Below are 12833 nucleotides of genomic sequence, written 5' to 3'. Positions count from 1 at the left end.
GCACCGACATCATGGAACGCGATCAAGCCAGCCAGTTCATCAACGACCTGCTCAAGCTCATGGTGAGCCGCAACGGCAGCGACCTGTTCATCACCGCCGACTTTCCGCCCGCGATCAAGGTCGACGGCAAGGTCACCAAGGTGTCTCAGCAAGCGCTGGGCGCGCAGCACACGCTGGCGCTCACGCGCTCGGTCATGAACGACCGGCAGGTGGCCGATTTCGAGCGCACCAAGGAGTGCAACTTCGCGATCTCGCCGACCGGCATCGGGCGCTTTCGCGTCAACGCCTTCGTGCAGCAGGGCAAGGTCGGCATGGTGCTGCGGACCATTCCGGCCAAGCTGCCGACCATCGACGGCCTGGGCATGCCGCAGATCCTGAAGGACGTGTCGATGACCAAGCGCGGCCTCACCATCCTGGTGGGCGCGACGGGCTCGGGCAAGTCGACCACGCTGGCCGCGATGATCGACTGGCGCAACGAAAACTCCTACGGCCACATCGTCACGGTGGAAGACCCGGTCGAATTCGTGCACCCGCACAAGAACTGCGTGATCACGCAGCGCGAAGTGGGCATCGACACCGACAGCTGGGAAGCGGCGCTCAAGAACACGCTGCGCCAGGCGCCCGACGTGATCCTGATGGGCGAAATCCGCGACCGCGAAACCATGGAGCACGCGGTGGCCTTCGCCGAAACCGGCCACCTCTGCATGGCCACGCTGCACGCCAACAGCGCCAACCAGGCACTGGACCGGATCATCAACTTCTTCCCCGAAGAGCGCCGCGCTCAACTGCTGATGGACCTCTCGCTGAACCTGCGCTCGCTGGTCTCGCAGCGGCTGGTGCCGACCGAAGACGGCCAGGGCCGCGTGGCCGCCGTCGAGGTGCTGCTGAACACGCCGCTGATTTCCGACCTGATCTTCAAGGGCGAGGTCGGCGAGATCAAGGAGATCATGCGCAAGAGCCGCAATCTGGGCATGCAGACCTTCGACCAGGCGCTGTTCGACCTGTTCGAGAGCCACTCGATCACCTTCGAAGACGCGATCCGCAACGCCGACTCGGCCAACGACCTGCGGCTGCAGATCAAGCTCAACAGCCAGCGTGCGCGCAGCACCGATCTGGCGGCCGGCACGGAGCATTTCGCGATCGTCTGACCGGCGTGCGGGGTGGCGCCGCGGCGGGCTGCGGCGCCCGGGCGAATGGCTTTAAGCTCTCGCCCCATGAGCAGCATCAACACCCGAACCTACGAATCCATCCCCTCCCAGACGGTGGCCTTTCTCGGCCTCGGCGTCATGGGCGGGCCGATGGCCGGCCACCTGGCCAAGGCCGGCCACAGCGTCACGGTCTACAACCGCACGGCCGCCAAGGCAGAAGCCTGGGCCGCGGAATTCGGCCCACCGGGCCGCCATGCCGCGACCCCGCGCGAAGCCGCGGCGGGCGCCGACATCGTCTTCTGCTGCGTCGGCAACGACGACGACCTGCGATCCGTCGTGCTGGGCGACGACGGCGCCTTCGCCGGCATGAAGAAGGGCGCCGTGCTCGTCGACCACACGACCGCTTCGGCCGACGTGGCGCGCGAACTCTCGAAGGCGGCCGAGGCGCTGGGCCTGCACTTCATCGACGCGCCGGTGTCCGGCGGCCAGGCCGGTGCGCAGAACGGCGCACTGACCGTGATGTGCGGCGGCGACGCGGCCGCGTTCGAACGCATCAAGCCGGTGGCCGCGGCGTTTTCTCGCGCCGTCACGCTGCTGGGCAAGAGCGGCGCGGGCCAGCTCGCGAAGATGGTGAACCAGATCGCCATCGCGGGCCTGGTGCAGGGCCTGTCGGAAGCCATCGCCTTCGGCCAGCGCGCCGGCCTCGACATGGAAGCCGTGCTAGGGGTCATCGGCAAGGGCGCGGCCCAGAGCTGGCAGATGGACAACCGCGGCAAGACCATGATCGACGGCAAGTTCGACTACGGCTTTGCAGTCGACTGGATGCGAAAGGACCTGGGCCTGGTGCTCGACGAAGCCAAGCGCAACGGCGCGCGCGTGCCGGTGACGGCGCTGGTCGACCAGTTCTATGCCGACGTGCAGCAGGCCGGCGGCAGGCGCTGGGACACCTCGAGCCTGATCATCCGCCTCAAATGAAAAAGGCCCGCGGAAGCGGGCCTTCTTGTTTCAGCGAACCGGCGAGGTCGTCACCGCCGGCTGCGCGGGCGCCGAGCCCGGCGCGGGCAGCGGCTCCATCGGCGGCAGCGGCACGCGCGAGGAAGAGGATGAAGAAGAAGGCGCCGAAGGCGTCGCGTTGCTCACCGGCGCAGGGCCCGTGCCGCCGCGCTGTGCCGCGGACTGGTTCGCCGCCTGGCTCGCGGCGAGGTCGGCCTCGCTCACCACCTCGACCACGCGCACCACCTTCATCACACCGCCCACGCCACGCGTGATCTCGGTTGCACGATCGGTCTCGCGCCGCGTGGCGATGCCCATCAGGTAGACCACGCCGCGTTCGGTGATCACCTTGAACGAGTTGGCGAAGATATCCTTCGCATCGAGCAGCGAGGCCTTCACCTTGCCGGTGATGTAGAGGTCGTTCGAGCGGTCCTGGAAAGTGCTGGGCGCGCCGAGCGTGAGCTCGTTCACCACCGAGCGCACGTTGACCACGCGGCTCACTTCGTCCTCGACGCGGCGGCGGTCGGCCTCGTTGCCCACCGCGCCGGTCAGCAGCACCTGGCGGTTGAAGCTGGTAACGCTCACGTACATCTGGTCGTTGGCGATGTCGCGCACGCGGGCAGCGGCGCGCAATTCGATGCCCTGGTCGTCGAGCTGGGCGCCCGAGCTGCGGCGATCGGTTGCCACCATGCCCACGCCCACCACCGCGGCACCACCCACCACGAGGGGCACGCAGGCCGAAAGGCCTGCGACCAGGGCGGCACCCAGGGTGAGTGCGAGGGCGAAACGCTGGGTCGACGTGGCCGTCATGGTCTTCATGGTCATGAGGAAGCTTCCTGTTCTCCGAGTAACTGGGCATCCACGCCGTCGCACAGGCAATGCAGCGCGAGCAGGTGGACTTCATGGATGCGTGCCGCACGCTCGTGCGGCACGCTGATCTGGACGTCGGTCTCGCGCAGCGCACGGCCGATGACGCCGCCGGTGCCGCTGCTGCCTGCACCGGGCGCCGCGGGCGGACCCGAGACGGCGTTGCCGAGCAAAGCGACCACGGTCATGTCGCGCTCGTGCGCCGCCAGCACGGCAGCAAGCACCGCTGCCGACTGGCCGCTGGCGCTCAACGCGAGCAGCACGTCGCCGGCCTGGCCCAGCGCGCGCACCTGGCGCGCGAAGCGGTCGGCATCGATCGCGTTCGCGCTGTCGGCATTCGGGTCTGTGGCGTCGCCGGGCAGTGCGATGGCGCCCAGTTCAGGGCGCTCGCGTTCGAAACGGCCAACGAACTGCGCGGCGAACTGCGTGGCCAGCAGGCCCGACACGCCGGCGCCGCAAGCCAGCACCTTGCCGCCACTGGTCACGCAGGCCAGGATGGCCTGCATCGCTTGAGAGATGGGTTTGCTGAGGACCGGTCCGGTCTGGTATTTGAGGTCGGCACTGTCGATGAAGTGCTGCTGAATCCGTTGCTCGAGCATGGGGCGGGATGATAACTGGGGGCTGTGAAACAGAACGTGTGAGTTGTGGAGCCTTCAGCAAGGCTTCAGTTCCCTCGTCCGGCGCATCAGGCCGCGTCGAACGCCGCCTGGAGCCAAGTGATTTTCTCCTCGACCAGCACCACGTCGAAGCGGCATGGCGGTACCGAGCGCAGCCGGCCGAGGTAGTGCTGCGCGGCGAACACGATGCGCCGCTGCTTCGTCCCGGTGATGCTGCCGCCCGCACCGCCGTGCGTGCCGGCACTGCGCTGGCGGACCTCGACGAACACCAGCGTGCCGCCGCCGGAACCCCGCGGATCGCGCATGATCAGGTCGATCTCGCCGCCGCCGCGGCCGGGCGTTCGATAATTGCGGGCGATCAGCGCGAGGCCGGCGTCCTGCAGATGTTCGAGCGCGGCATCTTCCGCCGCATCGCCGCGACGCTTTGTTGTGGTGGTCTTCATGGCTCCCTGCCGTCTTCTCTTTTTTGTCGTTCGCTCTCACGGAGAAACCTCTTGGCTTCACTCGCCCCTGCTTCTTTCGGCGCCGCCCTTGCGGCCGCGCACGACGCCGCGGGTGCGCAGCATTATCCGCAGGCCACGCTCTATGTGGTCGCCACGCCGATCGGCAACCTGGCCGACATCACGCTGCGGGCGCTGCATGTGCTGCAGCTGGTCGACGTGATCGCCTGCGAGGACACGCGCCACACACAGAGCCTCTTGCGTGCCTACGGCATCGACCGCCCCGGCGCCCGGCTGCTGGCCGTGCACCAGCACAATGAAGCCGAGGCCGCACAGGCTGTGGTCGCGCGGCTCGCGCAAGGCGAGCGCATCGCCTACGTGAGCGACGCCGGCACGCCCGGTGTGAGCGACCCCGGCGCGCGGCTCGTCGCGGCGGTGCGCGCGGCGGGCCAGCGCGTGCTGCCGCTGCCGGGCGCGAGCAGCGTCACGACGCTGATCGGCGCCGCCGGATTGGTGGCGGATGGTGCGGACGGCAACGCGAGCAGCGCCTTCGTCTTCGCGGGCTTCCTGCCGAGCAAGGCCGGCGAGCGCGACACCGCCGTGCAGGCGCTCTCGCAGGAGCCACGCGCCGTGGTGCTGCTGGAAGCGCCGCACCGCATCGAAAGCCTCGCGCGCGCGCTGGCCTTGCTGGGCGAGCGCCGCATCACCGTGGGCCGCGAACTCACCAAGCAGTTCGAGGAGATTGCGACGGTGGCAGCGAGTGCCCTACCCGAGTGGTTTGGCGCGGACCGTGACCGGATCCGCGGCGAGTTCGCGCTGGTGCTGCATCCGGTCGCGGTGAGCGGCGACGGCGGCGCGGAAGGCGAGCGCGTGCTGCGCTTGCTGCTGGCCGAACTGCCGGTAAAGACTGCGGTGCGGCTGGCTGCCGAGATCAGCGGCGCGCCGCGCAATGCGCTGTATGAGACGGCGCTGCGTATCCGCAATCACGGCAATGACGAGCCGGGCGATTAACCGTCCAGCTCCGCATACCGCCTGAAGATCCCGTCCTCATTGAACGCGATGCGGCGCGGGCTTTGCAAGTAGTCGTGCAAGCGCTGACGACGCTTGACGTTGGCATGCAGTTTCTCGACGGCCGGCGTGCGGGCCAGCGCCCGCGCGGTGGCTTTGGGGAACGCGTAATGCAAGCCATCGACCAGCTGGAACAGCGAGAGATCGGCATAGGTCAGCATATCGCCGACCAGATGCAGGTCGCCCGCGGGGTTGCGCTGGAGCACCTGCTCGAACCAATTCAGGAATTTCGGAATCCGCTCTTCGCGAAAGGCCCGCGCACGCTGAACGGCGGCATCGCGCTGGTCTTCGTAGTACGCGCCGGTCGAGATCGGATGGTGCGTATCGTGCGCCTCGGCCACCACGTCGGCGATGGTGAGCTGCAGTTGATGCGTCCAGAGGCCGTCGGACTCGCCGACGCCTGACAGCCCCAGCCGCGGCCCGAGGTACAGCAGGATCGCGGCGGTCTGGCCCACCACGATGTCACCGTCGACGAGGAAGGGCGGTGCGAAGGCGGCGCGGGCATTGTTGGGATCGCCGAGCCGCTCGCCCAGTGCCGATTCGCCACCGCCTTTGGATTCGGGCAGCCGCGCCACATCGACATAGTCGGCACCGGCTGCTTCGAGCGCGAGCCGCACGAATTCACCGCGGCCCTGGATCGTGGGCCAGTAATGGAGTTGGTAAGGCATGCGGCCATGGTGTCAGGGTCTGTACAGCCCTGCAACCGCCGCGGTCCTTCACGCGCCGCGGCGCTGAAGAAGACGGCTCACCAGAATTTCCACCAGGGCCGTGGTGCGAGGCGCAGCGCCTGCGGGCGGGTGTCCAGGTCGATGTTCTGGATGACCGTGTCGCCGGAGCGGCGGCGCATTTCGGTTTCAAGAGCGTGCGCAATGCCGCGCGCCTGCTTCTCGCCGCGCAGGGCGCGCTTGCGCCACTCCGCGGCATGTTCTGCCAGGCTGGCCTCGTCCAGATCAGTCAACTCCGTCATGGGTGGAAATCTTGCATGTGCACGCCGGCGATGCCGGCGCGTGGTGAATCGTCGCGGGGGAAAGAAAAAGCCTGCCTCGGGGACGGCTCAAAGACAGGGGCAATGATAGTTCGCGGCCGGCCCGTGCTTTGGCACGTCAATACACGTCGCGCCGATAGCGCCCCTGTGCGATCACATCGTCGAAGGCCGAAGCCCCCAGCACTTCGCGCAACGCCGAATCGACGCCCGGGGCCATGCCTTCGAGGCTGCCGCAGACATGGATCACGGCACCGTCGGCCACCCATTGCCGCAGCGCGTCGGCCGCCTCGCGCAACCTGTCCTGCACGTAAAGGCGTTGCGGCTGGTCGCGGGAGAACACCAGGTCGACGCGCTCCAGCGCGCCGGCCGCCTGCCATTGCGCGATTTCCGCGGCGCAGAAGGCATCGTGTGCGGCGTTGCGCTCGCCGAACACCAACCAGTTTCGCCCGTGTCCTCGCCGCGCACGCTCGCGAAGATGTGCGCGCAGACCGGCAAAACCGGAGCCGTTGCCGATGAAGATGCAGGGCGCGTCGTCGTCGACCAATGCAAAAGCGGGATTGGGCAGCAGGCGCAACTCGACAGCCGCGTCCGGCGGTGCCCACTCGGTCAGCCAGCCCGATGCCAGTCCCAGTTCGCCATTGCGGCGGGCCTGACGGACCAGCAATTGCACACAGCCGTCGGCCGTGATCGATGCCACCGAATAGCTGCGTGGCGCCAGCGGCAGCAGCGTGTCTGCCAGCGCCTGCGCTGTGGCAGCGGACGCAACAGGAAGTGCGCTGCGGGCCAGGGCGTCTTCGAGCGTGCGCTCGAGCCCATCGCAACGAACGAGCGTTCGTCCGTCGAGCCCGGCGTCGCGCAGGAAGCGCTCGACCGCGGGGCCCGACTGGCGCGGCAGCAGTTCGACGAGCGCGCCGGGCTCCCATGCGGCGGCACCGGGGCGGGCCAGTTCGATCTCGAAGAGAGGATCGCCCTGGCTGCCTGCATTGAGCAGTGTGCGGCGCACAAGGCGCCACGGCTCGAAGGGCGCCGCCGTCGGCTGGTGCGCTTGCAAGGTGTCGACCCGCACCGCGAACGCCTCGGCCAGCGACTGCCGCCAGCGCGCGAGGGCGCCGGCATCGCCATTGCTCACCTCGATCATCGGGAACAGCGCCTGCGCGCCATGGCCGCGCAGATCCTGGTCCAGCGCCTTGCCGAAACCGCAGAAGTTGGCGTAGTGCCGGTCGCCCAGCGCGAGCAGCCCGTAGTGCACGTGCTGCAGGCCCGAGCCGGTCTGCAGCGCGAACTGGCGCGCGAAGGCGCGCAGGCTGTCCGGCGGATCGCCGTCGCCGAAGGTGCTGGCCACCAGCAGCACCTTGCGATAGCGCTGCAGCGCATCCACGCTCAGGCGGACCAGCGGCTGCAGCACCACCGCAACGCCGGCCGATTGCAGTGCCGCCGCCGTCTGCAGCGCGATGCGCTCCGCGTGGCCGGTCTGGGTCGCGAAGGTGAGCAGCACGGGTTCGGCGCCGCGGCCGGTCGGCGGCAGGGCGGAACTCAACCGGGCGCGCTCGTCGCGCACGGCCCGCTTCGTGCGCCGGCGTCCGAGATAGAGCATCCACCCGGTGATCGCGAACAACGCCAGGCCCAGGCTGGCGAGCGTCATCACGATGCGGCCCGGCAGGCCCCAGTAGGTTCCCATGTGCAGCGGATAGATGCTGTTGACCAGCCGGCCTGCCAGCGGTTTGTCGGCATAGCGGTCATGCCGCGTGGCTTCACCGGTGGCCGCATCGAGATAGAGGCGATTGCGAGCGCGCTCGTGCTCGGGATTGGCACGCAGGTAGGTTGCCTCGATCTGCGTTGCATTGCGCGCCGGCAGGCGCAATGTGGCCTGGCTCCAGTCGCCTTGGGTTTCCTGCAGGAAGGATTGCCACGCGCGCTGCAGGTCGGGCTTGGGCACTGCGGCCGCCTTGGCCACCTTGGCTGCGGTGCCGTCGGCCTGCATGCGTTGCGAGCGGACCATGCGCCCCTCGCCTGCCGCGTTGTCCACCACTGTGCGCAGCGCATCGAAGCCCCAGTACATGCCCGTGAGGCTGGACGCCAGGTACGCCAGCAGCGCAACGGTGCCTGCCACCGCATGCAGGTTCCAAAGAAAGGCGCGGCCGGTGAGCGCGAAGTCCAGCTTCAACCAGGCCCGCCAGGCGAGCGGGCGGCGCGGCCAGCGCAAATAGAGACCCGACAGCGCCAGGATCAACAGGCCCACAGCCAGGGTGCCGGTGACGGGCTTGCCCGCATCCCGAGGCAGCAGCAGCCAGCGGTGCAGGCTCTCGACGAACTCGAAGAAGGCATCGCCCTTCGGTTCGGGCAGCAACTCGGCCGTGAAGGGGTCGACCAGCCGCACCTCCCCCTGGCGCTGGCCTGGCGGTGGCGCGAAATTGACACGCGCCGGTCGTCCGGGCTCGGCGAATACCGTGAGCGCGGCGATCCGGTGCTCGGGATGCGCCGCCTGCACATGTTCCGCCAGCGCCGCGGGCGGCAGCGCTCCCGCGCCACCCAGGTTGGACACATGGCGCAGTTCGGGATTGATCGCGTCGACGATTTCGGCACGAAAGGAAAGCATGGCGCCGGTCAGCCCGATCACCACGAGCACGGACCCGGCCGTGATGCCGATGAACCAGTGGATCTGGAACCAGATGCGCCGCAGGAGTGCCATGTCAGAGATCGATCTTGAGCGTGGCCTTGATCGAGCGCGGCGCGCCGACGGCCAGCCGCGTGCCGGCCGCCGCCCAGTAGCGCTTGTCGCCGACGTTGTCGATGTTGACCTGCCACAGCGTGCGCTTGCCGAACAGCTGCGTCACGTAGCGCGCGCCCAGGCCGAAGATGGTGTTTCCGCCGATGAACGCCTGGTTCAGGTCGTCGACCGGGCGCCGCCCCGTGTAGTACGCCCCGCCGTTGACCGACAGGCCGGGAACCGCCGCGATGTCGTACGAGAGGAAAGCGCTGGCCGTCTGCCGGGCGGTGTTCTCGGGCATCTTGCCGTTGTATTGCGCGTTGATGTCGCGGAACTCGGCATCGAGCGACTGGGCCGAGAGTTGCCACGCCAGGGCGCGGGTCAGGCGGCCCTGCGCGGAGATTTCAAGACCGCGGTAACGCTGCCGCCCGTCGGCCACGAAGGTGTTGGCGCTGTTGGTGTAGGCGCCCGGGCGCTCGATGTCGAACACCGCGCCGGACAGCAGCATGCCGCCGCCGGTGAGCCAGCGCAGGCCGATCTCTTTCTGCTTGCTGATGCCGGGCGGCATGTGGGCGTTCTGGTTGGCGGTGCCCGCGGGTGCGATCTCGCCCTCCTCGACACCCTGCGCATACGACACGTAGCCCACGAGGTCGGGCGTGAACTTGTAGCTGAGCGCTGCGAGCGGCGTGGTCTTGCGCACGTCGAAGGCGATCGAGGGGATCGTGGCGCTGGCACCTTGCGTGCTCTCGAAGTGCGTATGTCGCGCGCCGACCACCAATTGCCACTGCGGCGAGAAGGTGATGCGGTCGAGCGCATAGAGACCCAGCTCCTGGCTGTCCTGCGCGCCGGTGGTGGGCCGGGTCGGCAACGCGGTCAGCGGCAGGTAGCCGATGACGATCGGGTTGTAGAGGTTCTGCACCGTGCTCGCGCCACCGTAGTTGCGCTGGAAGATCGGGTCCTGGGTCTTCTTGCTCTGCGCGGCGCCGATCGTGAGCTCGTGCTGCACGCTGCCGGTCGAGAAGGTGCCGAACAGCTCGGTGCGCAACAGGTCGGACGTCTGCTTCAGGCTCTGGTCGTTGCCGGTGATGCGGCCTGCGCCGGTGCGCACGTTGTAGTTGCTGAAGCTGGCGAGCCTGCGGTCGCGCTCGGCTTCGGAGTGGCCGGCCTCCACCATCAACGCCCAGTTGCCGCCGAGCGAATAGTCGGCGCGCAGTTGGGTGTTGGTGACCTCGGCGTCGAAGACCGCCCAGCCTGGGCCCAAGAGCTTGTCCGGGTCCGGCAGCGCAGGCAAGGTGATCACGCCGTTGACCGCCGCCGGCCTCGCGATGCCGGCCTGCTCGGTGATGCGCTTGCGGTAGTTCTCGACGTCGGCCTTGAGCGTGAGGCGGTTGTTGACGCGCCAGTCGAAGGCGGCCGACACGAACCGGCGGTTGCCGTCCACCCCGTCGATGTTGGAGCCGATGCGGCCGCCGGCCGCGTTGATTCGCAGGCCGTACTGGTTCTCGTCGCCGAACCGGCGCCCGATGTCGGTGGAGGCCTGCAACGTGCCCCTGTCGTCGACGGTGAGGCCAACGGAGCTCACCGGCGTGCTGCCCGCCCGCTTGGTCACAAGATTGACGATGCCGGCCGGCGTGGTGAAGCCGTAGTAGAGCGCCGAGGCCCCCTTCAGCACCTCAACACGCTCCTTGTTCTCCATGGGAATCTCGGAAATGTTGGGAATCGCCAGTGAACCGTTGAGCCGGTAGTTCGTCCGGTTCTCGACGGCGATGCCGCGGATCACGAGTTGGTCGAAGGTGTCGCCGCCGTTCTGCTGGCGCGTGACGCCGGCGGTGTTGCGCAGCACGTCATAGATTCCCGCCGCGCCCTGGAGCTCGAATACGTCGCGCGTGACGGTGTTGACCGTTGCAGGAACATCCAGGATGCCCGCGCCCCTGAATGTGCCGGCCTCCACGCTGTTGGCAACGAAGCCGTTGGTCGCGCTGGATTCGACTGTGACGGTGCTGAGCTGTCCGGGCACATCGGCGGCGGCATCGGCCGTCTGCGCGTGAGAAACGGGCGAGATGAGAGAAGCAAGAGAGAAGGTCCCCGCGAGCGCGAGTGGCCTGGCCAATGGAAACTTGTGCATGGAGCAGCGCATGCGCAGGACGCGCACAGCATTCAGAACGATTCGGAGGCGCCCATTCTAAAGTTGCGCGTGAGAATCATTCTTGATGAGCTAAAAAAGAAAGGCCGGGAGCTTTGGGAAGCTCCCGGCCTTTTGCTTTGTGCATGTGGTCCCGCCGCCAGGAATCACAAATCTATCCATGGGCCGCATGGATACTGCAAACTCTCGTGCCCTCTCTCGGAAAGTACCGACAAAAGTACCGACAAATCGCAAAGTGATCTCCGCCTAGCTCTTGATGCAGTGGTCGAGCACGCTAAGGCTACCGCGACCGAAACCGTCAACATGTCGCCGGGCGTCACCAAGCAGCGGCGAGCGCGGACCTATTCCGGATCGTCATCGGTACGAGGCTGCGATTCACGCGTGAGCGTCCTGGCGAGCAACCGCAGGACGTTCGCCGACGCTTCATGGTGCAGGTGCTCGAATCGATGCTCGCACAGCACTGAACAGTACCCACCAACGACGAAGCCATCACGACCTCGGCCTAATGGCCGGGGCGGTGAGGGCTTTTTTAGTTTTAGCGGTTAAGAATCAAGGGCGCGTACACGAGGAGCAGCCATGTGATGCGGCGAGCAAGACAGTTGTCAAACGACAAATCCTTTGCTCCAAGTCCAAACGTTGTAGCGGTTGGAACGCGAAGATAGGCTCGCCATTCTCTCGTCAACTTTCAATTTCCCAGCGATAGCAAAGCCAGAGAATCCAGTCGCGGGCGCAAGTCCATTGAAGATCGCTTCCCCCGCAAAGCTAAAGCAGTTGGCCGGGCTGCTTTCTCTAAATCGAATCCTTGCCTCGCCCCCGGCCGTGTTTGTCGATTCGCCTGCGCGGGTACAGATCTCCCGAGATGTCGAATCGTTGCCGAAGATCGCGGAGACTTTCACCGCGATTGGTTGATTCGACTCCTTGTCTAGTTCCAACAAGGCTGGCAAGACGACCTGATCGATCATGATTTCCAGCAGTTCTTCCACTCGATTCAAGGGTTGATCTCCTCTTTACGGTAAGCGGATGTCATAGATTGGGATATTGCCGAAGTACTTCTGATAGTACGGAACAATATTTGGCTTCGTGGCACTCAAGGTGATGTCGAAGCCCGCAACTACCGGGTGCAGTCCATGTTCATTTGGAGCAACGGTGGTGTCGATTACACCAGCATCAAGCCGGCGTGATCCTTCGTAGGCATATAGACGAGGCGTGCCATCTGGCCAAGTAACCAGCGGACTGCTGGAACCACCACGATGCAGATATATGAAGTTTGGTACGCGCTCAGCGTTAGCCAAAGAGGCGGGCTGAATTTCGATCCCGAACTCACTGCCCGTTCGTGCCAGTCGATTGCTGACACCATTAAGGTAGCCCTCAAACAACCGCTCCGATAGCTGTGCATCGCCACCCGATTGTCTAAGCGCCCGCAAGCCGAGGCGTTCAATGCTGCCACTGACTTCGCCCAGATCGCCTCCCCAAGCTGCATGCCGAACTGCCGCAGCTGCGTCAGCGGTGCCGAGTGCCGCAACGCCCTCCAGTCGACCCAGCGGAACCCCCATAGTCCCCATCGCGAACAGCGCCGACCCCATCGCAAAGCCATTGCCGTTGACAGTCTGGTTGAAGCCGGTTCGGAAGCCATCAACGCCGCTGGCCATCGTATTCGTTACAGAGCCAACCGGGTCATTCCACAACTGCGTAGCGGCTGAAGCTGTACCGCTAGCTAGCCGCGTCACGGCCGAGGGAATGGCAGCGATTGCATCGGGGATCTTCAGCACCACCTCCCCACCCGCCAACCAACCGTTAACCGCACCTGCAATCACATTGCCGGCGCGATCTGTTGAGTTCCATGGAATCCTGACCCGCGGGGGGTC

12 protein-coding genes are annotated in these 12833 nt (G+C 66.6%); 3 read left to right on the top strand and 9 right to left on the bottom strand.

The window, feature by feature from the left end:
• The first annotated feature begins 11 nt into the window (after positions 1-11).
• Positions 12-1148: a PilT/PilU family type 4a pilus ATPase gene (locus tag QFZ83_RS32500; protein ID WP_013543831.1), complete on the top strand. Its 1137-nt coding sequence runs from the start codon at positions 12-14 to the stop codon at positions 1146-1148.
• A 66-nt stretch (positions 1149-1214) separates the two neighbouring features.
• The gene (locus QFZ83_RS32495; RefSeq protein ID WP_306882604.1) at positions 1215-2123 is read left to right on the top strand and encodes an NAD(P)-dependent oxidoreductase; all 909 of its coding nucleotides are present in this window, start codon (positions 1215-1217) and stop codon (positions 2121-2123) included.
• A 30-nt stretch (positions 2124-2153) separates the two neighbouring features.
• Here QFZ83_RS32495 and QFZ83_RS32490 read toward each other — a convergent pair whose 3' ends face one another.
• The 3 genes from QFZ83_RS32490 to QFZ83_RS32480 form a co-directional block, all read right to left on the bottom strand.
• Complete coding sequence (locus QFZ83_RS32490) at positions 2154-2966, bottom strand: BON domain-containing protein (RefSeq protein WP_306882603.1); 813 nt, start codon at positions 2964-2966, stop codon at positions 2154-2156.
• Positions 2963-3607, bottom strand: coding sequence for an SIS domain-containing protein (locus QFZ83_RS32485; protein WP_013543834.1), 645 nt, complete (start codon positions 3605-3607; stop codon positions 2963-2965). The genes QFZ83_RS32490 and QFZ83_RS32485 overlap by 4 nt, the downstream gene beginning before the upstream one ends.
• A gap of 86 nt (positions 3608-3693) precedes the next feature.
• On the bottom strand, positions 3694-4068 hold the full coding sequence (locus tag QFZ83_RS32480; RefSeq protein WP_306882602.1) for a YraN family protein: 375 nt from the start codon (positions 4066-4068) through the stop codon (positions 3694-3696).
• 51 nt (positions 4069-4119) lie between these two features.
• Between QFZ83_RS32480 and rsmI the strand changes: the two genes are divergently transcribed.
• Positions 4120-5076: a 16S rRNA (cytidine(1402)-2'-O)-methyltransferase gene (gene rsmI / locus QFZ83_RS32475; protein WP_306882601.1), complete on the top strand. Its 957-nt coding sequence runs from the start codon at positions 4120-4122 to the stop codon at positions 5074-5076.
• Here rsmI and QFZ83_RS32470 read toward each other — a convergent pair.
• The 6 genes from QFZ83_RS32470 to QFZ83_RS32445 all read right to left on the bottom strand — a co-directional run bounded on the left by QFZ83_RS32470 (position 5073) and on the right by QFZ83_RS32445 (position 12737).
• Positions 5073-5801 carry a glutathione S-transferase gene (locus tag QFZ83_RS32470; RefSeq protein WP_306882600.1) on the bottom strand — a complete coding sequence of 243 codons (729 nt, stop codon included), beginning with the start codon at positions 5799-5801 and terminating at the stop codon, positions 5073-5075. The two genes, rsmI and QFZ83_RS32470, sit on opposite strands and share 4 nt — an antisense overlap.
• A gap of 77 nt (positions 5802-5878) precedes the next feature.
• Positions 5879-6100, bottom strand: coding sequence for a hypothetical protein (locus QFZ83_RS32465; protein WP_306882599.1), 222 nt, complete (start codon positions 6098-6100; stop codon positions 5879-5881).
• Between the two features lie 136 nt (positions 6101-6236).
• Positions 6237-8807 carry a sulfite reductase flavoprotein subunit alpha gene (locus tag QFZ83_RS32460; protein ID WP_307512533.1) on the bottom strand — a complete coding sequence of 857 codons (2571 nt, stop codon included), beginning with the start codon at positions 8805-8807 and terminating at the stop codon, positions 6237-6239.
• A 1-nt stretch (position 8808) separates the two neighbouring features.
• Entirely contained in the window at positions 8809-10950 is a 2142-nt protein-coding gene (locus tag QFZ83_RS32455; RefSeq protein WP_307512531.1) for a TonB-dependent siderophore receptor, read from the bottom strand.
• A 620-nt stretch (positions 10951-11570) separates the two neighbouring features.
• On the bottom strand, positions 11571-11960 hold the full coding sequence (locus QFZ83_RS32450) for a hypothetical protein (RefSeq protein ID WP_307512529.1): 390 nt from the start codon (positions 11958-11960) through the stop codon (positions 11571-11573).
• A 15-nt stretch (positions 11961-11975) separates the two neighbouring features.
• Positions 11976-12737, bottom strand: coding sequence for a hypothetical protein (locus tag QFZ83_RS32445; RefSeq protein WP_307512528.1), 762 nt, complete (start codon positions 12735-12737; stop codon positions 11976-11978).
• Positions 12738-12833 lie beyond the last annotated feature (96 nt).

This window comes from Variovorax sp. W1I1 (genome assembly GCF_030815625.1).
Classification (GTDB): Bacteria; Pseudomonadota; Gammaproteobacteria; order Burkholderiales; family Burkholderiaceae_C; genus Variovorax; species Variovorax paradoxus_C.
Note: the sequence above shows the minus strand (reverse complement) of the source record. Positions and strands in the feature narration are given on the sequence as shown.

Excerpts from the sequence above, each read along its gene's own strand:
- QFZ83_RS32470 (WP_306882600.1), bottom strand. The coding sequence starts at position 5,801 with ATGCCTTACCAACTCCATTACTGGCCCACGATCCAGGGCCGCGGTGAA.
- QFZ83_RS32460 (WP_307512533.1), bottom strand. The coding sequence starts at position 8,807 with ATGGCACTCCTGCGGCGCATCTGGTTCCAGATCCACTGGTTCATCGGC.
- QFZ83_RS32490 (WP_306882603.1), bottom strand. The coding sequence starts at position 2,966 with ATGACCATGAAGACCATGACGGCCACGTCGACCCAGCGTTTCGCCCTC.
- QFZ83_RS32500 (WP_013543831.1), top strand. The coding sequence starts at position 12 with ATGGAACGCGATCAAGCCAGCCAGTTCATCAACGACCTGCTCAAGCTC.
- QFZ83_RS32495 (WP_306882604.1), top strand. The coding sequence starts at position 1,215 with ATGAGCAGCATCAACACCCGAACCTACGAATCCATCCCCTCCCAGACG.
- QFZ83_RS32455 (WP_307512531.1), bottom strand. The coding sequence starts at position 10,950 with ATGCACAAGTTTCCATTGGCCAGGCCACTCGCGCTCGCGGGGACCTTC.
- QFZ83_RS32485 (WP_013543834.1), bottom strand. The coding sequence starts at position 3,607 with ATGCTCGAGCAACGGATTCAGCAGCACTTCATCGACAGTGCCGACCTC.
- QFZ83_RS32465 (WP_306882599.1), bottom strand. The coding sequence starts at position 6,100 with ATGACGGAGTTGACTGATCTGGACGAGGCCAGCCTGGCAGAACATGCC.
- QFZ83_RS32480 (WP_306882602.1), bottom strand. The coding sequence starts at position 4,068 with ATGAAGACCACCACAACAAAGCGTCGCGGCGATGCGGCGGAAGATGCC.